Source organism: Geodermatophilus sp. URMC 64 (genome assembly GCF_053502555.1).
This window is the reverse complement of sequence record NZ_CP199955.1, coordinates 770,481-793,130: the sequence shown is the minus strand read 5'-3', so window position 1 is coordinate 793,130 and position 22,650 is coordinate 770,481. Positions and strand designations below refer to the sequence as shown.

Sequence of the window (22,650 nt, the reverse complement as noted above, 5' to 3'; positions counted from 1 at the left end):
CGAGCGACACGCCCAGACGCCGCAGGGGCCGCCCTCCCTAGTGGAGGACGGCCCCTGGTGACGGGATGGAACGGCCCCGGCGCAGGGTCCCGGCCCGAGCGGAGCGAGGGCTGGGGGGCGCCGGGGTCCTTTACTTGACGGTGACGGTGGCGCCGGCGCCCTCGAGAGCGGCCTTGGCCTTCTCGGCGGCGTCCTTGGCGACCTTCTCCAGGACCGGCTTCGGCGCGCCGTCGACCAGGTCCTTGGCCTCCTTGAGGCCGAGCGAGGTCAGGCCGCGCACCTCCTTGATGACCTGGATCTTCTTGTCACCGGCACTCTCGAGGATGACGTCGAACTCGTCCTGCTCGGCGGCGGCCTCCTCGCCACCGCCACCGCCGCCACCGGCGGCGGGAGCGGCCGCGACGGCGACCGGGGCAGCAGCGGTGACCTCGAAGGTCTCCTCGAACTGCTTCACGAAGTCGGACAGCTCGAGCAGCGTCATCTCCTTGAACGCGTCGAGCAGCTCCGTGGTGGACAGCTTGGCCATGGTTCTCTCCTTCTGGGTCAGTCGGTGCTGGCCGCGGCGTCGGCGGCAGCGGAGTCGGTGTCGGGGGTGGTGTCAGCAGCGGCGTCGGCGGCGGGAGCCTCGGCGGCCGGGGCGGCCTCCGCGGGCTTCTTCTCCTGCAGCGCGGCGGCCAGCCGGGCGACCTGCGACAGCGGGGCCTGGAAGAGCCCGGCGGCCTTGGTCAGGTTGCCCTTCATCGCGCCGGCGAGCTTGGCGAGGAGCACCTCACGGCTCTCGACGTCGGCGAGGCGGGTGACCTCGCGGGCGTCGACCGTGCGGCCCTCGACCACGCCGCCCTTGACGACGAGCAGCGGGTGGGCGCGCGCGAAGTCGCGGATGGCCTTGGCGGCGTTCACGGGGTCGCCCTCGATGAAGGCGATCGCGGTCGGGCCGCTGAGCAGCGGGGCGAGGTCGGAGAAGCCGACCTCCTCCGCCGCCCGCTTCGTCAGGGTGTTCTTGACGACGGCGTAGCTGCTGCCCTCACCGAGGGAGCGGCGCAGCTGGGTCAGCTGGGCCACGGTCAGCCCGCGGTACTCGGTGAGCACGGCCGCGCTGGACTTCTGGAACCGCTCGGTGATCTCGTCGATCACGGCGGCCTTGGCCTGCGTGGGCATGGGCCTCCTCTCGTCGGTCGGGCGACCACCGGAGGAAGCGCGAGGGCGGGCGATCGGCCCCCGGAGACGAGGAACGCCCCGGCGCAGGACGCACGGGGCGAGGGACGGACGCACGGCGCCGTCGATCGAACCGTCCTCCTGCGCGGGCCGCCCGGAGCTCCGGGACCTTCGATCACACGCGGACGTGCGACGACCAGCGGTCTTGGGGGGAACGTCGACAAGGGTACACGCGTCCGACGGCGGGTGGAGCGGCGGCCGCGGGCCGCACACACGCCAGTGGCCCCCTCCCGCGCGGGGAGAGGGCCACTGGCGTGCGTCCGTCAGGCGGTGGGCTCGTCCACCGTCAGGTTGCGGGTGCGGTTCGGGTCGACCGGGATGCCCGGGCCCATCGTCGTGGAGATGGTGACCTTCTTCAGGTACCGCCCCTTGGCCGCGGCCGGCTTGGCCCGCAGGACCTCGTCGAGGGCGGCGGCGTAGTTCTCGACCAGCTTGGTCTCGGGGAACGAGGTCTTGCCGATGACCAGGTGCAGGTTGGCCTGCTTGTCGACGCGGAAGTTGATCTTCCCGCCCTTGATGTCGTTGACGGCCTTGGCGACGTCCGGGGTCACGGTGCCGGTCTTCGGGTTCGGCATCAGGCCGCGCGGGCCGAGGATGCGGGCGATGCGCCCGACCTTGGCCATCTGGTCGGGAGTCGCGATGGCGGCGTCGAAGTCCAGGAAGCCGCCCTGGATCCGCTCGATCAGGTCGTCCGAGCCGACGACGTCGGCGCCCGCGGCCTCCGCCTCGGCGGCCTTGTCACCGGTCGCGAACACGATGACGCGGGCGGTCTTCCCGGTGCCGTGCGGCAGGTTCACCGTGCCGCGGACCATCTGGTCGGCCTTGCGCGGGTCGACGCCGAGCCGCATGGCCACCTCGACGGTGGCGTCGTAGGCCGTGGGCGACGTCTCCTTGGCCAGGGTGGCGGCCCGGAGCGGGGAGTACAGGTTCTCCCGATCGACCTTGGCGGCCGCCTCGAGGAACTTCTTGCCGTGCTTCGCCATGGGGTCTTCCTCTCCCCCGTGCTCAGCGAGCCGGGAGTCGTGTGGTGCACGGGCCTGGCGGGGCCCTCCCACAGGTGCTGGATGTCCGGACCCGACGGGCCCGGAGGGTGCAACGCTCAGCCGGTGACGGTGATGCCCATCGACCGGGCGGTGCCGGCGATGATCTTCTCGGCCTGGTCGAGGTCGTTGGCGTTGAGGTCGGCCATCTTGGTCTGCGCGATCTCGCGGACCTGGTCACGGGTCACGGTGGCGACCTTGGTCTTGTGCGGCTCGCCCGAGCCCTTCTCGACGCCCGCGGCCTTGAGCAGCATGCGGGCGGCCGGCGGGGTCTTGGTGACGAAGGTGAACGAGCGGTCCTCGTAGACCGAGATCTCGACCGGGATGACGTTGCCGCGCTGCGCCTCGGTCGCGGCGTTGTACGCCTTGCAGAACTCCATGATGTTGACGCCGTGCTGGCCCAGCGCCGGACCCACGGGCGGCGCGGGGGTGGCCGCACCGGCGTTGATCTGGAGCTTGATGACCGCGGTCAACCGCTTCCTGGGGGGCATGACTTCCTTCTTCGTGTATCGCTAGGAACGCGTTCGCAGAACAGGTCGGATCAGATGATCAAATCTTCGAGACCTGGTTGAACGAGAGCTCGACCGGCGTCTCCCGGCCGAAGATGGAGACGAGCACCTGCAGCTTCTGCTGCTCGGCGTTGATCTCGTTGATCGTCGCGGGCAGGGTCGCGAACGGCCCGTCCATGACGGTGACCGACTCGCCGACCTCGAACTCGACGACGGTGGCCGTGGTCGCGGCCGCGGCGCCACCACCGGTGGTGGCGGCCTCGGCGGCCTTCGCCGCCTGCGGCGCGACGGCGGGGGCGAGGATCTTGACGACCTCGTCGATGGTCAGTGGCGACGGGCGCGAGGTCGCGCCGACGAAGCCGGTGACCCCCGGGGTGTTGCGCACCGCGCCCCAGGACTCGTCGTTGAGCTCCATGCGGACCAGCAGGTAGCCCGGCAGGACCTTGCGGTTGACCTGCGCGCGCTTGCCGTTCTTGATCTCGGTGACCTCCTCGGTGGGCACCTCGATCTGATAGATGTAGTCCTCGACGTCCAGCGACTGGATCCGCGCCTCGAGGTTGGTCTTCACCTTGTTCTCGTAGCCGGCGTAGGAGTGCACGACGTACCAGTCGCCGGGCAGGATCCGCAGCTTCTTGCGCATCGCCTCGACGGGGTCGCCGTCCTCCTCCGCCTGACCGTCGTCGCTCGATGGGGCCGGCGCCACCAGCGGGTCGGTGACCAGGCTGTCGGGGTCGCCGCTCTCGACCTCCGGGGTCACGTCGGCGACCTCGGTCGCGGTGTCGAGGTCGGCGGTGTCGCTGGAGCTCTCCGCCGTGCCGGGCTCACCGGCGTCGGTGTCGATGTCCACGGATCCGCGCACGTCGAACCGCGCGTCGTCGAGGTCGGTGCCCTCGACGGCGCTGTCGGTGTCGAAGGGCTCGCGGGGGTCGGTCACGGAGATCTCTTCCTTGTCTGGGACGTGCGGTCGCGGGGCGCTCAGCCGAAGACGGCGAGCACTCCCTTGGCAAAGAGCAGGTCGAGGCCCGCCACCAGGGCGACGATGAACGCCACGAACACGATCACGACGGTGGTGTAGGTGATCAGCTCGCGGCGGCCCGGCCAGATGACCTTGCGCAGCTCCGCGACCACCTCGCGCAGGAAGCGGCGCAGGCTCCGCCGCTGCCGCACCTCGCCCGCCCGGGCCTTCCCGGCGGCCGCGCGAGACCGGGTTCCCGATCCGGCACGGGCGGCCGGGCGGGACGACGTGCGCTCGCGCGCCGCCCGCCGGCTCGGGACGGCCGGCTCGTCGTCCTCGTCGTCCTCGGCCGCGGTGATCCGGCCGCGCCGGCGACCGGCCCGCGTGACGACCTTGTCCTCGTCGGCCTCGGCCTCCGCCGCCACCTCGTCCTCGGCGGCCTCCAGCTCGGCGGCGTCGTCCACCCCGGGAGCCTCCGCGTCGAGCTGCTCGTCGGTCAGTTCGGCGTCGGAGATGGCCGCGTCGTCGTCGCGCCCCGGCTTCTCGTCGCTCACTGCGCCTCGCTCGCCTCGTCGTGGTGGCCGCTCAGGGCGGACCGTCTGTCGGTGCCGTGCTGTGTCCTGCGGGTCGTGCTGTGGCCGCGTGCTGGTCGCCGGAGTGGACCGACGGCACGAGCAGGGGTGACAGGACTTGAACCTGCAGCCTGCGGTTTTGGAGACCGCTGCTCTGCCAATTGAGCTACACCCCTAGTGCCCTGCCCAGGGCCCGGGACGGCGCACCTCGCCACGACAGTGCCGGGCCCGAGGAAGGATCCGGGGCACGCCGGTGGCGGGGTCAACTGCCCCAGGGCTGCCAGTGTACGGGACCGTCTCCCCCGACAGCCAACGCCCGCCGGAGCGCGGTCCTCGCGGGCGGGTCGGTCGCGGTCTTTGACACCATGAACGCATGACCGCCGTCTCCTCCTCGGAGTCCGCCCTGTCCGAGCTGCCGCCCGCGCAGCGCCGCATCTCCCGCCGCATCGCCGCGATCACCGAATCGGCGACGCTGGCCGTCGATGCGAAGGCCAAGGCGCTGAAGGCAGCCGGCAAGCCGGTGATCGGGTTCGGCGCCGGGGAGCCGGACTTCCCGACGCCGGACTACATCGTCGAGGCAGCCGTCGCCGCCTGCCGCCAGCCGGCGATGCACCGCTACACCCCCGCGGGCGGGCTCCCGGCGCTCAAGGAGGCCATCGTCACCAAGACCGCCCGCGACTCCGGGCTGTCCGCGACCCCGGCGAACGTCCTGGTCACCAACGGCGGCAAGCAGGCCGTCTACGAGGCGTTCGCCACCATGCTCGACCCGGGCGACGAGGTGCTGCTGCCCGCGCCGTACTGGACCACCTACCCCGAGGCCATCCGCCTGGCCGGCGGCGTGCCCGTGCCCGTCGTCGCCGACGAGCAGAGCGGTTACCTCGTGTCGGCCGCGCAGCTCGACGCCGCCCGCACCGCGCGCACGAAGGCGCTGCTGTTCTGCTCGCCGTCCAACCCGACCGGCGCGGTCTACCCGGCCGCGCAGGTCGAGGAGATCGGCCGCTGGGCGCTGGACAACGGGCTGTGGGTGCTCACCGACGAGATCTACGAGCACCTGACCTACGGCGGGGTCAGCGCCCCCTCGCTGCCCGTGCTCGTGCCCGAGCTCGCCGACCGCTGCGTCGTCGTGAACGGGGTCGCCAAGACCTACGCGATGACCGGCTGGCGGGTGGGCTGGATCCTCGGCCCGGCCGACGTGGTGAAGGCCGCCACGAACCTGCAGTCGCACGCGACCAGCAACGTGGCCAACGTCTCCCAGGCCGCGGCGATCGCGGCGCTCACCGGAGACCTGTCCGCGGTCGCCACGATGCGGGAGGCCTTCGACCGGCGCCGGCAGACGATCGTCGGCATGCTGCGCGAGATCCCCGGAGCGGCCTGCCCCGAGCCCCAGGGCGCCTTCTACGTCTACCCGTCGGTGAAGGGGCTGCTCGGCCGGCCGGTCAACGGCCGGACCGCCCGGGACACGGTGGAGCTCGCCGAGATCATCCTCGAACAGGCCGAGGTCGCCGTCGTCCCGGGCGAGGCGTTCGGCACCCCCGGGTACCTGCGGCTGTCCTACGCGCTCGGGGACGACGACCTGATCGAGGGCGTCTCCCGGTTGCAGCGGCTGCTCGGCTCCGCCACCTGACAAGGGGGCCCGTTCCCGAACGGTGGGGGCGGCGGGGGTCCTTCCTCAGTCCGGCAGGTCGTCCTGCTGCAGCGCTCCGGCCTGCAGCAGGACGTCGCGGGCGGCGGGCACCGAGGCGAAGGCCGCCGCGACGTCGGCCGGCGTGGCGATCGTCCAGGCGTTGGCGTCGACGTAGCAGCGCATCGCCGCGTCGAACGCCTCGGCGCCGGCGGCGTCGCGCGCGGCCAGCAACGCGGCGCCACCCTTGCCGTAGACCGTGGAGAAGTACTCGCCGTTGTCGCGGAAGTCGGCCATCGAGCCGCCGACCTGCCCCGGCAGCTGCAGCGCCCGCTCGATGCCGGCCGGGCCGGCCGGGTCGTCGACGGACTCGGCGTAGGTCGCGAAGGCCTCGTCGAGCCACGGGTCCCGGAACTGCGAGTCGCCGACCATCCCGTAGAACCACATGTGCGCGACCTCGTGGACGAGCACTCCCTGGCTCGGCGCGGCCATCAGGATGCTGCTGGGGTACTCGATCCCGCCGCCGAAGTCCGGCAGCAGCGGCACGGTGAGCGTCCGGTACGGGAACGGCCCGAAGCGCGCCTCGAGTTCGGCGATGGCTGCCACCGTCCAGTCGGCGAGCCGTACCGCCTCGAGGTCGCCGCGGGGCAGGACGCCCACGGTCACCCGGACGCCGTCGGGCGTCGTGCGCTCCTCGGTGGTGAAGGCGCCGACCGCGACGCTGACGTCGCGGGCGACCGGCTCGGTCGAGGTCCAGGTGCGCCGGCCGTCGACCGGTGCCGACGGCGGATCCTGGGCGCCGGTCATCAGCACGGTCAGCGCCTCCGGGGCCGACACGCTGACGGTGGTGTCGGCGACCGGGCTGCTGGCGGTCTCGCCGAGCAGGGGCACGAACGGGTCCTCGGCCCAGCCCACGCCGGGCTCCCACGCCAGCAGCGGGGCGCCGCTGGCCCACCAGGAGAGTCCGCCGGCCGTGCCGACCCGGTCGAACGCGCCCCGCCCCAGGGTCAGCGTGAACTCGAGCTCGACCTCGGTGGAGTCGCCGGCGGCCAGCTCGTCGTCCAGCCGCACCTCGTAGAGGCCGCCGGGGTCGGCGCCCTCCGCGGCGACGTAGCGGCCCTCGTCGACGTCGTCCCCTCGGACGTCGTCGACGGTGAGCCGGTTGCCGGCCTCGGCCGAGGTCGGGCCGTTCGGGACGAGACGGAAGACCAGCCGGTCGGTGTCGAGATCGGGGGTGAAGGTCACCGTCTCGGTGCCGGTGACGGTGTCCCCGTCGTCGGCGAGCCGGAAGTCCAGGTCGACGACCGGCCGGTCGGGGTCCGGTTCCGCCCGCTCGGCGGGGCAGCGGAACGGACCGTCGTCCTGCGGCGCGCTGGTCGGCGCGGGGGCGGCTGCGGTGGCCATGCCCTCGACGAACGACGTGCAGCCGGACAGCACCAGGAGCGCGGCGACCAGCGACAGGCCCCGCAGGGGCCTCACGGCAGGTGGACGACGGCCCGGGCGAGGGAGAGGACCTTCTCGCCGGAGCTGGTGACGGTGAGGTCCACGCGGTAGCGGTCGTCGTCGAGCACGGCGGCGACCTTGCCACGAACGCTCACCGTCGTGCCGGTCTCGTCGTCCGGGACGACGACGGGCCGGCCGAAGCGGACGTGGTACTCGACCAGCGCCGCCGGGTTGCCGGCCCAGGCGGTGACGGCGCGGCCGGCGAGCGCCATGGTCAGCATGCCGTGCGCGATCACGTTCGGCAGGCCCACCGAGGTCGCGACCCGCTCGTTCCAGTGGATGGGGTTGAAGTCCCCCGACGCGCCGGCGTAGCGGACGAGGTCCACGCGGGTGACCGGGAAGGTCTGCTCGGGCAGCTCGGTGCCCACCTCGACGGTCACGCCGCACCACGCGCCACGAGCATCGAGGTGGCGGTGCACACCGCTTCGCCGTCCTCGGTGGCGAGGTCGACCCGGGTCGTGAGCATGTCGTTGCCCGCGACGGTCCGGACGTTGTCGATGGTCGTCGTCGCCACCAGGCGGTCGCCGGCGCGGATCGGGCGGTGATGGGCGAAGCGCTGCTCGCCGTGCACGACGCGGCTGTAGTCGATGCCGACGTCCGGGTCGTCGAGGACGGCGGTGGCGGCCTCGAGGCTCACCACGATGGCGAACGTCGGCGGCGCGATGACGTCCGGGTGGCCGGCCGCCCGGGCGGCCTCGGGATCGCGGTAGACCGGGTCGCTGTCACCGATCGCGGTGGCGAACTCGGCGATCTTCGCCCGGCCGACCTCGTAGACGGCAGAGGGCGGGTAGCTGCGCCCGACCAGTCCTGGGTCCAGCGCCATGCTCCCGCCCTCCGCTCCCGCTACGGACCCGTCAGCGCGTCTCGCGGTGCACGGTGTGCTTGCGGTCGTGCGGGCAGTACTTCTTCAGCTCGAGCCGGTCGGGGTCGTTGCGCCGGTTCTTGCGGGTGATGTAGTTGCGGTTCTTGCACTCCTGGCAGGCCAGGGTGATCTTCGGACGGATGTCGGTGGCTGCCACGGTGTGCTCCTAGCCTTGTCGGTCGGGCCGCCCCCGTGGGCGACCCGCGTGCCGGCGGGATTGCCGACACGACGACGGACCCCCGAGGGGGTCCGTGGGAAGTAGCGGTGACCGGATTTGAACCGGTGACACAGCGATTATGAGCCGCTTGCTCTGCCTGGCTGAGCTACACCGCCGTGATCGTTGTCCAGAGCCCCTTTACGGAATCGAACCGTAGACCTTCTCCTTACCATGGAGACGCTCTGCCGACTGAGCTAAAGGGGCGTGCATCAGGTGCGTCGGAGACTCTACCTGACGCCGTCGGCCTCCCCGCAGGGACCCGCCGCCAGTGAGAGGACCCCGTCCCTCTCACCCCTCGCGAGGTCGGGATGAGCCTCCGGACGGGGCCATGCTTCAGGTCCGGACGAACAGCCGCCGGTGCGTGGCGCCCGGCGCGGCGGACCGGACGCCGGTGCGGGCCAGCAGCCAGCTCTCCAGCCGCTCGTCGGGCAGCGGCCGGCTGACCAGGAAGCCCTGGAGCTTGTCGCAGCCCATCTCCGCCAGCAGGTTGCGGGTGAGCTCGTCCTCGACGCCCTCGGCGACCACCCGCAGGCCGAGGTTGTGGGCCAGTTCGATGATCGACCGGGCGATGAACGACTCCCCCTGGCTGGTGGACATCCCCAGCACGAAGGACTTGTCGATCTTCACCTCGTCGATCGGCAGCTGGCGCAGCTGGGACAGCGACGAGTAGCCGGTGCCGAAGTCGTCCATGGACAGCCGCAGGCCGAGCGAGTGCAGGTCGGCGAGGACCGAGCTGTTGCGGACCGTGTCGTCGATCACGCTGCCCTCGGTGAGCTCCAAGGTGAGCAGCTCCCCCGGCACCCCGTGCCGGCGCAGCGCCCGCCGCACCCGGTCGACGAGGTCGGGCTCAGTGAGGCAGCGCGCGGAGAGGTTGACCGCCACCGACAGCGCGATGTCCTGGTCCAGCCAGCGCCGGCAGCGCGCCAGCGCCAGGTCCAGCACGTGGTCGGTCAGCGGGCCGATCCGGCCGATCTGCTCGGCCAGGTGGATGAAGTCGTCCGGCGGGATCGCGCCGTAGCGCGGGTGCGCCCAGCGGACGAGCGTCTCCACGGACACGATGTCCGACGTCCGGGCGTCGATGATCGGCTGGAAGACGACGGTGATGTGCCCGTCGGCCATGGCCTGCTCGATCTCGGTGCCCAGCTGCAGCCGGCGCAGGCTCTGCTGGTCGAGGACGGGGTGGTAGCTGGCGACCCCGCTGGAGCCGGACGCGGCCAGCAGCGCGACGTCCGCCCGCTGCATCAGCGTGCCGGCGTCGGTGCCGTGCACCGGGGCCGCGGCCACGCCGATGGACAGCGTGACCTCCAGGTCCAGCCCCGCCACGCGGGCCCGGGTGGACGCGGCCTCGCGCAGCCGGCGGGCGGCGCGCTCCGTGGCGGCCAGCGACAGCCCCGGCAGCAGGACGGCGAACTGCTCGCCCTCCATGCGGGCGAGCAGCGCCTGCGGCGGCGCGTGCTCGCGCAGCAGGCCGGCGGTCACCAGCAGCAGCTCGTCGCTGGCGGCGTGGCCGAGCGTGTCGGTGACCTCGGTGTAGTTGTCCAGCGCGGCTAGGATCAGCCCCACCCGCGCGGCGACCGGGTCGGCGGCGAGCAGCGCGTCGATTTCCCCGGCCAGCCGCTGCCGGTTGGGCAGGCCGGTGAGCCGGTCGTGGTCGGCGTCGTAGCGGATCTGCGTCAGCAGCTGCTGCTGGCGGATCGCGGCGTTGACGTGGGTGAGCATGCTCTCCAGCGCGGCGCGGTCGCCCTCGCCGAAGCTGACGACGTCGCTGCGCCGGTCGCAGACCTCGAGGTACCCGGGCTCACCGGCGGCCGTGACCACCGCGGCACCGAGGAGGTCGGAGGCGCTGCGGCGCCCCAGCGCGGCCGCCTCCTGCTCGTCGGCCCGGGCCAGCGACGCGTGCACCGGCCCCTCGGCGGCGGCGTCCACGGCACGGCGTCGGAAGAGGTCGTCGGGATCGCCCGGGCCGTCGTACCAGACGGCGCCGTCCTCGGCCGCGACGACCAGCCGCGGCTCCTCGTCGAGGTACGGCGGCAGCCAGAGGGCGACGCGCTCGGCGTTGAGCAGGTCGCGCACGGCCAGGACGATCTGCCGAGCGCCGTCCTCGTCCGCCGGGATCTGCTCGACCCGCCGCGCGAAGTCGTAGACCCGTTCGAGGCTGTCACCCTCCCGGGTCACCTGGCCGAAGCGCCGGTAGAGCAGGCCCAGGCAGACGAGCACGGGCAGCAGGAGCAGCCACGCCCACAGGGTCTGGTGGAGCAGCATCAGCGCGCCGAGGCCGACGATCACCGACATCGGGGCCACGACGACGATCGGGACGAGCAGCGTCGCCCAGAGCGCGCGCCCCGGGTAGCCCTGCGTCAGGGTGATGGCCATCGCGATGAGCAGCGCGCCGACCGCGTCCGCGGTGACCGTGGCGAGCAGGTACGAGAGCCACGTGACCGGCGACGAGAGCTCCTCGACCCGCAGCAGCGAGAGGACGGCGACGGCGACGCCGATCTCGATGACCGCGATCGCGAGGTTGAACGCGAGCTTGGCCGCCGAGTAGCGCTGGACCACGAGCACGATCGCGACGGCGACCACCCGTGCCGCGACGCTCCACGCGCCGCCGACCTCGTGCAGGGCCACGATGATCGCCAGCTCGTTGGCCGACCAGGAGAACGTCTGCTTGCGGAACTCGAAGTGCAGCGGGATCGACTCGGTGGCCAGGAAGACCAGGCAGACACCGAGGAGCGGGAGGAGCTCGAGCGGCCGGCGGGCGACGCCGAGGACGAACACGAGCGCGGGCACCGCGAGGGCACCGGCGACCGCGGCAGCGCCCCACGGATTGCGCAGCAGGTGAGCGCGCGCGGGCGCCCACGTTTCCGGCTCGGCCAACGGAACCCGTTTCTGGGGGGAGGGGGAAGAAAACCGCGCCGAGGCTAACAGCGCGAGAGCCCGTCGCCACGCCTTTGCAACTCGAAGGGGGCAGGCGGTCGGACGACCACCTGCCCCCTTCGTGGGCTTGCGTTCAGCGGAGCTGGGTCAGCTCCAGCGCCCCGAGCGGCTCCACCGGCCGGACCGGCTCCACCGACCGGACCGGCTCCACCGGCCACTGCGCTGCTGTGTGCTGCTCATGACGCCTCCTCAGGCATGAACGACCGCGATGGTGCGGCAGTCACCCACGCGCAGGGTTAGGGCGTCGTTCGGTACGGACCGCGCCGGGAAGATTGCTTCCCGTCACCCCTTCGGGACAAGCACCGATGATCACGGTCGAGTGACGCACAGTCGCGTCGTCACTTTCTGTGAAGTCAGATGGACGACAAGTCACCAATTTGGGGGAGGGAACGTGGGCCGCGACACGTCGGCCCCCTCCGGCCGGCGTGTCGCTCTCCCCGACGCGCAGTCCGCGCACGTGTGGAAAGACACCGATGTCATCCGGGGGACGCGCGAGGGCCGCGCTGCCAGGTCCGCAGCGTGCCGGACACGGCGTGTCACCGCGGCCCGTGGGGCGTGTGCTCCAGGTACGGGAGGCGCAGGTCCATCTGGTCGTCCTCGTGCAGCAGGTCGCGGACGTCGCCCTCGGGGCTCGGCGGCTGCGGCACGCCGAGCGCCCGGATCGCGCGGTCGAAGGCGGCGCGGGCCTGCCGGCCGAGCTCGTCGGCCGCCACCGGGTCGTCCGCCGGCGCGAGCACCGCCGCGGCCGCGGCGGCGTCCTCCCGGTCGAACACCAGCCCGTCGTCCGGGGGCAGCTCCCAGCTGCCGTCGGCGTCCACCAGCGCCGCCAGTCCGTCCACCCCCGCGTCGACGACGGCGCTCGCGAGCTCGCCGGGCGGCGTCCGGCCGACGACCTGGTCGAACCCCCAGGCCGTCAGCCGGACCGTGACGTCGTAGGTGAACCGGCGGTCCACGGCCTGGGACATCGCCGCGAACCCGTCGAGGGCGTGGTCCAGCCGCTGGCCGTACTCCCGGACGGCCACGAGCGCGCCGCGCGCCGCCACGGCGTCGGACGGTGCGGTCGTGGTCCGGGCGTCCAGGGCGGACTGGACGGCGGCGGCCGCCTCCGGGTCGACGGTGAGGTGGCCGAGCCCGCGCAGGACCTCGTCGTCGGGCAGCGCGAGCGGGTCGCCGGCCCCGGCCGCGCCGAGCAGCCCGGCCACCGCCCCGGCGTGCGCCGCGACGGCGGACCCCAGCGCCGGCGCGATCAGCGCCGCGGTGTCGCGGTCCACGGTCCACGTGCCGGAGCCCTCCGGGGACAGGCCGTTGCCGAGCGCCGCCAGGCCGGCGCGGACGGCGGCGTCCCCGGCCGGGCCGGGTTCGGCCCCCGCGGCCTCGACGACGGTCGCCAGTGCCCTCCCGTCGTCGGTCCAGCGGCGCGCCAGGAGCGCGTCCCACGCCTCCCGCCCGCGCAGCAGGACGGCCCCGGCCGCGGGATCGCCGCTGTCGGCCACCCGCTGCACGGCGAGCTCCACCAGGTCGGCGCCCAGGAGCCCGAGCCGGTCGGCCGCGGAGACCCCCTGGCGGCGCTCCCGGACGAGGATCTGCTCCCCCCAGCCGGCCGCCGTCTCCGCCCGCACCCCGCCGGCCGCGGCCGGGACGGCGGTCAGCAGGGCGCCGATGCCGGCGGCGACCTGGTCGGGGACGCCGTCGGGGTCGTCGGGGTCGACGTAGCCCGCGGCGAGCACGTCCGCGAGCGGCCCGGCGCCGGACTCCGGCGCGCGGGCCGCGCCGAGAGCTGTCGCGAGGAACCGGGCGAGCTCCGGGGACGGCGACCGCTCCCGCCCCAGGACCACGAGGAGGTGGCGCACGCCGTCCACGCCCAGGTTCGCCAGCAGCGCCCCGGCGTAGGCCGGGCGCGCGGCGTACGGCAGACCCTCGCGCGCGATCCCGTCGATCTCCGCGGCGGTCACGGGGCCGCCGAGGCCGGCCGCGGCCGACCAGCCCCGCGCGCCGAGCTCGCCGTCGCCCCAGCCCGGCAGGACGGCGGCCAGGTGCACCCGGACCCGGGCCTCCTGCCCCGGCGACCCCGTTCCGCCGAGGCCGGTGACCGCCAGGCTCAGCGTCCCCGCGGTGGCCGCGGCGTCGGCGTCCAGCTCCGCGAGCAGCGCCGCGTGCTCGCAGCGGCGGGCCGCCTCGGCGGCGAGCAGCTCCTCCACGGCCGGCACCAGCGCGTCGGGGTCGGCCGGCGCCACGCCCCGGGCCGAGAGCGCGGCGAAGTCGTCCTCCTGGGCCCGGCGCAGCGCGGAGATGCGCCCCCGGACGTCGTCGAGCACGGCCGCGTGCACGGCCAGCCGGTCGGCCGCCGTCGTCAGCGAGCCGTGCAGGTCACGGACCAGCGCCGTCACCGCGGCCACCTGCTCCGCGGCCGCGGCGGCATCGGCGCCGAGCCACCCGGGCGCCGACGCCGCCGGCCCGGCGAGGTGCGCCGCCAGCACGCCGGTGCGGAAGGCGGCCCCCGTGACGGCGGAGCCGAGGTCGGCCAGCGCGGCGGGGTCCCCCGGCTGGTCCAGCGGCACGGGCACCGGGACGGTCACCGCGGCACCGCCCGGTCGCGCGTCGGCAGGAGGGAGCCGTCCAGCCCCAGCCACGAGTCCGCGACGGCGGCCACCGTGGAGCCGAGCCAGTGCAGCTCCCCCGCCACGGCGGTGCCGGCGGTGCGGTGCGCCTCGAGGAACGCCTCGACGGCGGGACCCAGCCGCCCCGGCACCGCGGGGACGCCGGTCAGCCGCACGGCGACCGCGGCGGCCTCGTCGCTCTGGGCCCGGAGCGCGCCGGCGAGGGCGTACAGCTGCTCGGGCGGGACCTCGATCGTCATGCGCCGGAGTGTGGCCGCGCGCCCCACGGCCGCGGGGGCGCCGTCCACAGGGCGACGCGCCGTTCACCGGGACGGGTGGCCCGGCGTCCACATCGTCCACAGCGGCGGTCCACAGCCTGGGGACGACGGCTCGGGGCCTCTACGCTGCCCCGCGTGCGACGGGACGGGGTGGTACCGGAACGGCGGGGCGAGCGCGGCTCGAGCCTGCCCTTCGTGCTGGTCTGCTGGACGGTCGCCGCGCTCATGGCCTTCGGCGCCGTCGCCGCCTCCGACGCCTTCCTGGAACAGCAGGAGGTGCAGGCGATCTGCGACGGCGCCGCTCTGGCCGCCGCGGACCAGGCCGACGAGGCCACCGTCTACGCCACCGGGGTCGGCACCGAGCTGCCGCTCACCCGCGCGGCCGCGCAGGCCGCCGTGGCCGACCAGCTCGCCGACGGCGGCACCCGCCTGGACGGGTGGTCGGCCGAGACCGACGGGGTGGAGGTGACCGTGCGGTGCACGCGCTACGCCGACATCGCCTTCGGCTGGCTCTTCCTCGGCGGCGAGCCGCTGGAGCGCACCGCCGTCGCCAGCGCCCGCGCGCCGACGATCCCCTGAGGAACGACCCCGTCCGACGGCGACGGCCCCCGACCGGAACCGGTCGAGGGCCGTCGTACCGAGGCGTGGCGGGTGAAGGATTCGAACCTTCGTAGGCTGAGCCGACGGATTTACAGTCCGCTCCCTTTGGCCACTCGGGCAACCCGCCGTGCGGTGGTACCGGAGCAGCGTACAAGAACGGGGGACGGCGCCTTCGACGCCCCGAGGGTGCCTCCCCCCGAAGCGGGAGGAACTGCCATGGCCGACTCGTCCTTCGACGTCGTCAGCAAGGTCGACCGACAGGAGGTCGACAACGCCCTCAACCAGGCGGCCAAGGAGCTGACGCAGCGGTTCGACTTCCGCGGCACCAACGCCAGCATCGCGTGGTCCGGTGAGGAGGCCGTCGTGCTGCAGGCCGACACCGAGGAGCGGGTCGCCGCGGCGCTCGACGTCTTCAAGGACAAGCTGGTCAAGCGGAAGATCTCGCTGAAGTCCCTGGACGCCGGCGACCCGCAGTCCTCGGGCAAGTCGTACAAGATCAGCGCCCGCATCAAGCAGGGCATCGAGTCCGACACGGCCAAGAAGATCGCGAAGATCATCCGCGACGAGGGCCCGAAGGGCGTGCAGGCGCAGATCCAGGGCGACCAGCTGCGGGTCAGCGGCAAGAAGCGCGACGACCTGCAGGCGGTCCAGCAGCTGCTGCGCGGCAAGGACCTCGACGTCGCCCTGCAGTTCGACAACTACCGCTGATCGGCGGCATCTCGGTCACCGGGCAGCGCTCTCGTGGCGCCCGTCCATGGAGTCACGCGCGGCAGCCAGCGGGGCACGTTCTCGCAGAACTGGTCGTACGCCGGGCCGTAGCCCTCGCGCAGCGTCGGCTCCTCGTAGACGTGCACGAACGAGGCCATCGTGATGCCGACGACGACCAGGTAGGCGAACAGCCCCCAGCTGGCGAACAGGAGGACCTGCCCGAGCACCAGTGCCAGGACGGCGACGTACATCGGGTTCCGCACGTGCCGGTAGGCACCCTGGACAACCAGCCGTTCGGTGGGCGCCGCTGGTGCGGGTGTCCCCCGCCCGTGCCAGGCGAAGGCGACGAACGCGTGGACCAGCACCGCCGCACCGGCCAGGACGAGCAGCCAGCCCAGGGCGTCGGCCGACGACACCGGATCGGCAGGCCGGCGCCATCCCGTGATCAGCCAGGGCACGAGGCCGCACACGGTTCCGGGTGCCACCACCAGCCAGCCGAGACTGCCGACTGCGGCCGACGCGATCCTCATGGCGCCCCCTGAGTCAACAGGTGTTGACCCAAGCGTAGAGCCTGCTCCCTGGCAGGGTCAACGAGTGTTGACCTAGGGTCGCCGGCGTGAGCGGAACCCGCCGATCGGTGGAGACCAAGGCCGCGATCCTGGCTGCCGCGCGCACCCGTTTCGCCGCCGAGGGCTACCGCTCGGCGTCCATCCGGGCCGTCGCCCGGGATGTCGGGGTGGACCCGGCCCTGGTGGTGCGCTACTTCGGCTCCAAGCCGGGGCTGTTCGCCGCCGCCACCGACATCGACCTGCGCATTCCCGACCTCGCCGACGAGCCCGCGGACGAGCACGGGGAACGCCTCGTCGAGCACTTCCTCTCGCGCTGGGATGCGGACACCCCGGAGGGCCAGGTGCTCCTGAGCCTGCTGCGCTCCGCCGCCGGCGATGCCGCCGCGGCAGCCGGCATGCGTGAGCTCTTCGCCCGCCAGCTCGTGCCCGCGCTGCGCCGCGTGATCCCCCACGAGTCCGACGTGCCGCAGCGCGCCGCCCTCGTCGCCAGTCAGATACTCGGCCTGGCTCTGGCTCGATCCGTCCTCGAACTCCCTCCCTTCGACGCGATGCCGCCGAACGTGATCGCAGCGACGGTGGGGGCGACCGTCCAGCGCTACCTCCACGAGCCGATGCGGCCAGGGCGGGGCGGCCGGATCACGCAGCGGTGAGCGTGCAGCGCGTCCCGGAGCTGCCCGGCACGAAGGCATCGGGCAGGGCCGCGGCGAGGGCCATCTGGGCCCGCCAGCCGGTGCAGTGCCCCGGGGCGACCAGGTCCGGTACCAGCTCGGTGAGCGCCGCCACCGTCGGGGCGATGACCGGCTCGAACGCCGGGCCGGAGAGGTGCAGCCCGCCGAGCAGGGCGTGCAGCCGGTCGACGCCGGTCAGCCGCATCGCGTGGCGCACCGTGTTCACCGCGCCGGCGTGCCCGCAGCCGGTGAGGACGACGAGCCCGCGGTCGCGGACGTGCACCACCAGCGCCTGGTCGTCGAGCACCAGCGGGTCGTGCCGCCACGCGGCGCCGTCCCACGCCTGGTGCGGCGGCGGCATGCCGCGCTCGAAGTCCGTCGTCCGGTCGATCTCCCCGGTGATGAGCACGCAGCCGTCCACCAGCAGCGACGGCTGCCGGCGCTCGACCACCTCGAATCCCTCGCCCTCGAGCGCGCGCCGGGAGAGCGTCGGCAGCTCGACGGCGTCGGTGCCCGGGACGGCCAGCCGGCGGCGGGTCCACACCAGCGGGTGCAGCGTCATCGGGAGACCGCCACGGCGGGCGGCCAGGCCCGCGAGGCCGCCGGCGTGGTCGAAGTGCCCGTGACTGAGGACGACGCCCTGCACCCCGCCCAGGTCGACGCCCAGCCGGTCGGCGTTCTCGGTCACGCCGTCGGGCGAGATGCCGGTGTCGAACAGCAGGGTGGTGGCCGACGTCCCCCGGCGGACCGTGACGAGCGCGGAGAAACCGTGCTCCGCGCGCAGCCCGGGCGCGGTCAGGCCGCCCTCGAACTGCGGGGCGGCCACGCGGCCGGTGGCCAGCGGCGGCCGGGCCACCCGGTCACCGCCGGCGAGCAGCGCGTCGAAGACGTTGTCGACCAGGGTCGTGACCAGGACCTCGTCGACCGGCTCCAGGGCGATCGGGTCCACCGCGGGCCCCGGTGCCGCCCGTGGGGCCGCGGTCGCGACCGCGTCGCCGCCGCCGCACATGGCGGCGACGCTAGTCCCGCGAGCGGCCTCAGAGCTGCCCGAGCTCCTTCGCCATCCGCTCGAGCCGGCTGATCCGCTCGGGCATCGGCGGGTGGGTGGAGAACAGGCCGGCCAGGCCCTGGCCGCGGAACGGGTTGGCGATCATCAGGTGGCTCTGGGTGACCAGCCGGTCGTCCTGCGGCAGCGGCCGGATCGCCGTGCCGCGGTCGATCTTGCGCAGCGCGCTCGCCAGGGCCAGGGGGTCCTGGGTGAGCCGCGCGCCCGAGGCGTCGGCCTGGTACTCCCGGCTGCGGCTGACCGCCATCTGCACGAGGCCGGCCGCGATGGGGCCGAGCAGGATCAGCAGCAGGCTGCCGAGCGCGTTGCCGCCCTCGCGGTCGTCGGACCGGCCGCCGAAGAGCGAGGCGAACATCGCCATGTGCGCCAGGTAGGTGATGACCGTCGCCATCGCCCCGGCCACCGAGCTGATCAGGATGTCGCGGTTGTAGACGTGCGAGAGCTCGTGCGCGAGCACCGCCCGGAGCTCCCGGCGGTCGAGCAGCTCGAGGATGCCCTGGGTGCAGCAGACGGCGGCATTGCGCGGGTTGCGGCCGGTGGCGAAGGCGTTGGGCGCGGCGGTGGGGCTGACGTAGAGCCGCGGCATGGGCTGGCGGGCCCCGGTGGCCAGTTCCCGCACGATCGAGTAGATCTGCGGCGCCTGGGTCTGGGTCACCGGGAACGCCCGCATCGCCCGCAGCGCCAGCTTGTCGGAGTTGAAGTAGGCGAAGCCGTTGACCGCCAGCGCGATCACGAGTGCGATGAGGAGGCCGCCGCGACCGCCGATCAGCGCACCGGCGGCGAGGATGAGTGCACCCATGAGCCCCAGTAGCAGGGCGGTCTTGAGTCCGTTGCTCCAGCGCTGCACGCCCGGACCAACGCGACCACCGGGACCGCCGTTCCCGGCGGGAATGACGCCGTCCCCCCGACGGGTTGGCCACGACGACGGCCGGAACAGCCATCCGTTCGAGCGGGCGCGGGCACGGCGTGTCCGGTTGCACACCCAGCCGTGGACACACGCACGTAACCTCGGCCGGTGGAGGTGGACCACTGATGACTGGCAGCACCCTGCCCGACGACTCCGCGACGGCGGTCGGCACGGCGAACGGCTCGACGAACGGCTCGACGAACGGCTCGACGAACGGCGGCCTGGTGAAGGACGTCGTCGCCCTCGACCGCGTCGTCATCCGGCTGGCCGGCGACTCCGGCGACGGCATGCAGCTCACCGGTAACCGGTTCACCAGCGAGACGGCGTCCTTCGGCAACGACCTGTCGACGCTGCCCAACTTCCCCGCCGAGATCCGCGCGCCGACGGGGACCCTGCCGGGTGTCTCGAGCTTCCAGCTGCACTTCGCCGACCACGACATCATGACGCCGGGTGACGCCCCGGACGTGCTGGTCGCGATGAACCCCGCCGCGCTCAAGGCCAACCTGGCCGATCTGCCCGGAGGCGGGCTGCTGATCGCCGACTCCGACGAGTTCACCCCGCGCAACCTGGCCAAGGTCGGGTACGCCACCAACCCGCTCGAGGACGGCTCCCTCCAGGGCTGGCAGGTGGTCAGCGTGCCGCTGACCAGCCTGACCCTCGACGCGCTCGCCGACTCCGGCCTGGGCAAGAAGGAGGCGGAGCGGAGCAAGAACATGTTCACGCTCGGCCTGCTGTCCTGGATGTACCACCGGCCGACCGAGGGCACGATCCGCTTCCTGGAACGCCAGTTCCGCCGCAAGCCCGAGATCGCCGCGGCCAACATCGCCGCGTTCCGCGCCGGCTTCAACTACGGCGAGACCACCGAGGCCTTCGCCGTCTCCTACGAGGTCAAGCCCGCCCCGATGGCGCCGGGCACGTACCGCAACATCTCCGGCAACCAGGCACTCGCCTACGGGATCGTCGCGGCCGGGCAGCGCTCCGGGCTCCCGGTGTTCCTCGGCGCGTACCCGATCACGCCGGCGTCGGACATCCTGCACGAGCTGTCCAAGCACAAGAACTTCGGCGTGCGCACCTTCCAGGCCGAGGACGAGATCGCCGGGGTGTCCGCCGCGATCGGCGCCTCCTTCGGCGGTGCGCTGGGCGTCACCACCACCTCCGGCCCGGGCATCTCGCTGAAGAGCGAGGCGATCGGCCTGGCGGTCATGCTCGAGCTGCCGCTGGTCGTCGTCGACGTGCAGCGCGGCGGGCCGTCGACCGGCCTGCCGACCAAGACCGAGCAGTCGGACCTGCTGCAGGCGATGTTCGGCCGCAACGGCGAGGCGCCGCTGCCGGTGATCGCCCCGCGCTCCCCCGGCGACTGCTTCGACGCCGTCCTGGAGGCCGCACGGATCGCGCTGACCTACCGCACGCCGGTGATCCTCCTGTCGGACGGCTACCTGGCCAACGGCGCGGAGCCCTGGGCCGTGCCGGACGTCGAGTCGCTGCCGGACCTGACCGTGGAGTTCGCCACCGAGCCCAACGGCGAGGACGGCGAGTACCTGCCCTACGCGCGCGACCCCGAGACGCTGGCCCGCAGCTGGGCCATCCCGGGGACGGCGGGGCTGCAGCACCGCGTGGGCGGGCTGGAGAAGGCCGACCGCACCGGCAACATCTCCTACGACCCGGACAACCACGACTTCATGACCCGCACCCGGCAGGCGAAGGTCGACGGCATCGCCGCGAGCCTGCCGCCGACCGAGGTCGACGACCCCGACGGCGACGCGCGGGTCGCGGTCATCGGCTGGGGGTCGACCTACGGCCCCATCGGCGCCGCCTGCCGGCAGGTGCGCCAGTCCGGCCGGTCGATCGCGCAGATCCACCTGCGTCACATCAACCCGATGCCCGCCGACCTCGGCGAGATCCTGGCCCGCTACGACCGCGTGGTCTGCCCCGAGATGAACCTCGGGCAGCTGGCGATGCTGCTGCGGGCCAAGTACCTCGTCGACGTCGAGAGCCACACCCAGGTGCGCGGCCTGCCCTTCCGCGCGGCCGAGCTCGCCGCCGTCCTGCAGAGCGCCATCGACTCGGCCACCGCGCCCGCGGGAACGCCCGCCGCTGCCCTCACTGGAGGCATGAAGTGACCACCGTCGACCTCGGCCTGCCGGGGAACGATCCCATCGCCGCCGCGATCAGCGCCGGCGAGAAGCAGACCGCCCTCAAGGCCAAGGACCTCAAGACCGACCAGGAGGTGCGCTGGTGCCCGGGGTGCGGTGACTACGTCATCCTCAACGCAGTCCAGAGCTTCCTGCCCTCGCTCGGGATCGCCCGCGAGGACATGGTGATCGTGTCCGGGATCGGCTGCTCCTCGCGGTTCCCGTACTACATGAACACCTACGGGATGCACTCCATCCACGGCCGCGCCCCGGCGATCGCCACCGGCCTGGCCGCCTCCCGCCCCGACCTGTCGGTCTGGGTGGTCACCGGCGATGGCGACGCGCTGTCCATCGGCGGGAACCACCTGATCCACACGCTGCGCCGCAACGTGAACCTGACGATCCTGCTGTTCAACAACCGGATCTACGGGCTGACCAAGGGCCAGTACTCCCCCACCTCCGAGGTGGGCAAGGTGACCAAATCGACGCCGATGGGGTCGCTGGACCACCCGTTCAACCCGGTCTCGCTGGCCATCGGCGCGGACGCCACCTTCGTCGGCCGCGCGATGGACTCCGACCGCAAGGGCCTCACGGAGGTGCTGCGCCAGGCCGCCGAGCACCAGGGCACCGCGCTGGTGGAGATCTACCAGAACTGCAACATCTTCAACGACGGCGCCTTTGAGCTGCTCAAGGACCCGGCCACCGGCCCGCAGTGGACGATCCCCCTCGTGCATGGCGAGCCGCTGGTCTTCGGGCCGGACGGCGCCTCCTGCGTGGTCCGCGACGAGTTCGGCGGGCTGCGAATCGGCGAGACCAGCCAGGTCGACCCGGCCGAGATCGTCGTCCACGACGCCCACCGGCAGGACCCGTCCTACGCGTTCGCGCTCTCCCGGCTGTCCACCCAGGACCTCCGGTACACCCCGATGGGCGTCTTCCGGGCCGTGCAGCGGCCGGCGTACGACCGGATGATGGCCGACCAGCTCGACGAGGCGCGGACCGCCGAGGCGGGCGACCTCGCCCGCCTGCTCGCCGGCGGCGACACCTGGACCGTCACCGCCTGACCTCGCAGCGCAGGGCCCGCCTCCCGATGGGAGGCGGGCCCTGCTGCGTTCTGGCGTCGGTCGCTGCTGGCCGGCTGAGAGGACTACCCGCGTGGGTCAGTAGTCGTGGTGCTGCACGCCCCTGACCCAGACCGGCTCGGTCCGGTAGTCCAGGTTGCGGCGGTTGGTGTCGAACGACACGGTCGCCTCGGCGTAGCCGTTCTCCAGGTCCTCGGACCCGCGCCGCTGGTCCAGCCGGACGGTGTCGGTCTGCCGGTGCCCGTTGCAGTAGAGGTCACCGTAGAACGAGGTCCGGAAGCGGGCGCCGTCCTGGCGGAGGCGCACGGTGGTCCGGATGCGGTCGTCGTCGCCGCGGCACTTGTACTTGAACTTCACCCACACCTCCTCGCCGTCGGCGTCGGCCCGCGCCACGTCGCCGATGCTGACGACGTACGCCTCGACGCGCCCGCCGTACGGGCCGGGGTCGGCCGTCGCGGGGGCCATCCCGCTGAACAAGAGCGCCCCTGCGGCGGGTACGACGAGCAGACGTGCACGTTTCATGGTTCCCCCTCGAGACCGGCCGGCGAAAGCGGCCGAGCGACTGTTACGGCCGCAACGCTCCTCGGTTGTGATCCACGTCACAGTGCCCAAGAACTC

Annotated in this window: 23 protein-coding genes and 4 tRNA genes; 6 read left to right on the top strand and 21 right to left on the bottom strand. The window is 73.2% G+C overall.

Going from position 1 to position 22,650, the window contains the following annotated elements; all coding sequences use genetic code 11:
• Window positions 1–130: 130 nt before the first annotated feature.
• The 7 genes from rplL to ACWIYF_RS03945 form a co-directional block, all read right to left on the bottom strand.
• A complete protein-coding gene (gene rplL, locus ACWIYF_RS03975) occupies window positions 131–526 on the bottom strand; it encodes a 50S ribosomal protein L7/L12 (RefSeq protein WP_448626819.1) in 396 nt (131 codons plus the stop codon).
• A gap of 17 nt (window positions 527–543) precedes the next feature.
• Window positions 544–1,158: a 50S ribosomal protein L10 gene (gene rplJ, locus ACWIYF_RS03970; RefSeq protein ID WP_448626818.1), complete on the bottom strand. Its 615-nt coding sequence runs from the start codon at window positions 1,156–1,158 to the stop codon at window positions 544–546.
• 320 nt (window positions 1,159–1,478) lie between these two features.
• Entirely contained in the window at window positions 1,479–2,198 is a 720-nt protein-coding gene (rplA, locus tag ACWIYF_RS03965) for a 50S ribosomal protein L1 (RefSeq protein ID WP_448626817.1), read from the bottom strand.
• Window positions 2,199–2,314: 116 nt separating this feature from the next.
• Window positions 2,315–2,746, bottom strand: a complete 432-nt coding sequence (gene rplK, locus ACWIYF_RS03960; protein ID WP_448626816.1) for a 50S ribosomal protein L11 — start codon at window positions 2,744–2,746, stop codon at window positions 2,315–2,317.
• Between the two features lie 58 nt (window positions 2,747–2,804).
• Window positions 2,805–3,698, bottom strand: coding sequence for a transcription termination/antitermination protein NusG (nusG, locus tag ACWIYF_RS03955; protein ID WP_448626815.1), 894 nt, complete (start codon window positions 3,696–3,698; stop codon window positions 2,805–2,807).
• A gap of 41 nt (window positions 3,699–3,739) precedes the next feature.
• A complete protein-coding gene (gene secE / locus ACWIYF_RS03950; protein ID WP_448626814.1) occupies window positions 3,740–4,273 on the bottom strand; it encodes a preprotein translocase subunit SecE in 534 nt (177 codons plus the stop codon).
• A 121-nt stretch (window positions 4,274–4,394) separates the two neighbouring features.
• Window positions 4,395–4,467, bottom strand: a tRNA-Trp gene (locus tag ACWIYF_RS03945).
• Window positions 4,468–4,664: 197 nt separating this feature from the next.
• On the opposite strand from ACWIYF_RS03945, the gene ACWIYF_RS03940 reads away from it, so the two are divergent.
• Entirely contained in the window at window positions 4,665–5,915 is a 1,251-nt protein-coding gene (locus ACWIYF_RS03940) for a pyridoxal phosphate-dependent aminotransferase (RefSeq protein WP_448626813.1), read from the top strand.
• A gap of 45 nt (window positions 5,916–5,960) precedes the next feature.
• On the opposite strand, the gene ACWIYF_RS03935 is transcribed toward ACWIYF_RS03940, so the two are convergent.
• The 9 genes from ACWIYF_RS03935 to ACWIYF_RS03895 form a co-directional block, all read right to left on the bottom strand.
• Window positions 5,961–7,391, bottom strand: coding sequence for a peptidase M1 (locus tag ACWIYF_RS03935; protein ID WP_448626812.1), 1,431 nt, complete (start codon window positions 7,389–7,391; stop codon window positions 5,961–5,963).
• Complete coding sequence (locus ACWIYF_RS03930) at window positions 7,388–7,795, bottom strand: MaoC family dehydratase (protein WP_448626811.1); 408 nt, start codon at window positions 7,793–7,795, stop codon at window positions 7,388–7,390. Before ACWIYF_RS03930 ends, ACWIYF_RS03935 begins: the two co-directional genes overlap by 4 nt.
• Window positions 7,792–8,238, bottom strand: coding sequence for an FAS1-like dehydratase domain-containing protein (locus tag ACWIYF_RS03925; RefSeq protein WP_448626810.1), 447 nt, complete (start codon window positions 8,236–8,238; stop codon window positions 7,792–7,794). Before ACWIYF_RS03925 ends, ACWIYF_RS03930 begins: the two co-directional genes overlap by 4 nt.
• Before the next feature lie 31 nt (window positions 8,239–8,269).
• Window positions 8,270–8,434 (bottom strand): 50S ribosomal protein L33, encoded by a 165-nt coding sequence (gene rpmG, locus ACWIYF_RS03920; protein ID WP_448626809.1) that lies wholly within the window; start codon window positions 8,432–8,434, stop codon window positions 8,270–8,272.
• Window positions 8,435–8,536: 102 nt separating this feature from the next.
• Window positions 8,537–8,610 (bottom strand) — tRNA-Met (locus ACWIYF_RS03915).
• 15 nt (window positions 8,611–8,625) lie between these two features.
• Window positions 8,626–8,698 (bottom strand) — tRNA-Thr (locus tag ACWIYF_RS03910).
• Window positions 8,699–8,827: 129 nt separating this feature from the next.
• Window positions 8,828–11,368 carry a putative bifunctional diguanylate cyclase/phosphodiesterase gene (locus tag ACWIYF_RS03905; protein WP_448626808.1) on the bottom strand — a complete coding sequence of 847 codons (2,541 nt, stop codon included), beginning with the start codon at window positions 11,366–11,368 and terminating at the stop codon, window positions 8,828–8,830.
• Window positions 11,369–11,964: 596 nt separating this feature from the next.
• Entirely contained in the window at window positions 11,965–14,004 is a 2,040-nt protein-coding gene (locus ACWIYF_RS03900) for a hypothetical protein (RefSeq protein ID WP_448626807.1), read from the bottom strand.
• The gene (locus tag ACWIYF_RS03895; protein ID WP_448626806.1) at window positions 14,001–14,285 is read right to left on the bottom strand and encodes a hypothetical protein; all 285 of its coding nucleotides are present in this window, start codon (window positions 14,283–14,285) and stop codon (window positions 14,001–14,003) included. The genes ACWIYF_RS03900 and ACWIYF_RS03895 overlap by 4 nt, the downstream gene beginning before the upstream one ends.
• Before the next feature lie 153 nt (window positions 14,286–14,438).
• On the opposite strand from ACWIYF_RS03895, the gene ACWIYF_RS03890 reads away from it, so the two are divergent.
• A complete protein-coding gene (locus ACWIYF_RS03890) occupies window positions 14,439–14,882 on the top strand; it encodes a pilus assembly protein TadG-related protein (RefSeq protein WP_448626805.1) in 444 nt (147 codons plus the stop codon).
• A gap of 66 nt (window positions 14,883–14,948) precedes the next feature.
• Here ACWIYF_RS03890 and ACWIYF_RS03885 read toward each other — a convergent pair.
• A tRNA-Tyr gene (locus ACWIYF_RS03885) sits at window positions 14,949–15,030 on the bottom strand.
• Window positions 15,031–15,119: 89 nt separating this feature from the next.
• On the opposite strand from ACWIYF_RS03885, the gene ACWIYF_RS03880 reads away from it, so the two are divergent.
• The gene (locus tag ACWIYF_RS03880; protein ID WP_448626804.1) at window positions 15,120–15,611 is read left to right on the top strand and encodes a YajQ family cyclic di-GMP-binding protein; all 492 of its coding nucleotides are present in this window, start codon (window positions 15,120–15,122) and stop codon (window positions 15,609–15,611) included.
• On the opposite strand, the gene ACWIYF_RS03875 is transcribed toward ACWIYF_RS03880, so the two are convergent.
• Entirely contained in the window at window positions 15,602–16,141 is a 540-nt protein-coding gene (locus ACWIYF_RS03875; protein WP_448626803.1) for a methyltransferase family protein, read from the bottom strand. The genes ACWIYF_RS03880 and ACWIYF_RS03875 overlap by 10 nt on opposite strands.
• 86 nt (window positions 16,142–16,227) lie before the next feature.
• Between ACWIYF_RS03875 and ACWIYF_RS03870 the strand changes: the two genes are divergently transcribed.
• Window positions 16,228–16,830 carry a TetR/AcrR family transcriptional regulator gene (locus ACWIYF_RS03870; protein ID WP_448626802.1) on the top strand — a complete coding sequence of 201 codons (603 nt, stop codon included), beginning with the start codon at window positions 16,228–16,230 and terminating at the stop codon, window positions 16,828–16,830.
• On the opposite strand, the gene ACWIYF_RS03865 is transcribed toward ACWIYF_RS03870, so the two are convergent.
• Both ACWIYF_RS03865 and htpX read right to left on the bottom strand, forming a co-directional pair.
• Window positions 16,817–17,857, bottom strand: coding sequence for an MBL fold metallo-hydrolase (locus tag ACWIYF_RS03865; protein ID WP_448626801.1), 1,041 nt, complete (start codon window positions 17,855–17,857; stop codon window positions 16,817–16,819). The two genes, ACWIYF_RS03870 and ACWIYF_RS03865, sit on opposite strands and share 14 nt — an antisense overlap.
• A gap of 28 nt (window positions 17,858–17,885) precedes the next feature.
• Entirely contained in the window at window positions 17,886–18,761 is an 876-nt protein-coding gene (htpX, locus tag ACWIYF_RS03860; protein WP_448626800.1) for a zinc metalloprotease HtpX, read from the bottom strand.
• 185 nt (window positions 18,762–18,946) lie between these two features.
• Between htpX and ACWIYF_RS03855 the strand changes: the two genes are divergently transcribed.
• Both ACWIYF_RS03855 and ACWIYF_RS03850 read left to right on the top strand, forming a co-directional pair.
• A complete protein-coding gene (locus ACWIYF_RS03855) occupies window positions 18,947–20,941 on the top strand; it encodes a 2-oxoacid:acceptor oxidoreductase subunit alpha (RefSeq protein WP_448626799.1) in 1,995 nt (664 codons plus the stop codon).
• Window positions 20,938–22,014 (top strand): 2-oxoacid:ferredoxin oxidoreductase subunit beta, encoded by a 1,077-nt coding sequence (locus ACWIYF_RS03850; RefSeq protein WP_448626798.1) that lies wholly within the window; start codon window positions 20,938–20,940, stop codon window positions 22,012–22,014. The genes ACWIYF_RS03855 and ACWIYF_RS03850 overlap by 4 nt, the downstream gene beginning before the upstream one ends.
• 96 nt (window positions 22,015–22,110) lie before the next feature.
• Here ACWIYF_RS03850 and ACWIYF_RS03845 read toward each other — a convergent pair whose 3' ends face one another.
• The gene (locus ACWIYF_RS03845; protein ID WP_448626797.1) at window positions 22,111–22,554 is read right to left on the bottom strand and encodes a hypothetical protein; all 444 of its coding nucleotides are present in this window, start codon (window positions 22,552–22,554) and stop codon (window positions 22,111–22,113) included.
• Between the last annotated feature and the right edge of the window lie 96 nt (window positions 22,555–22,650).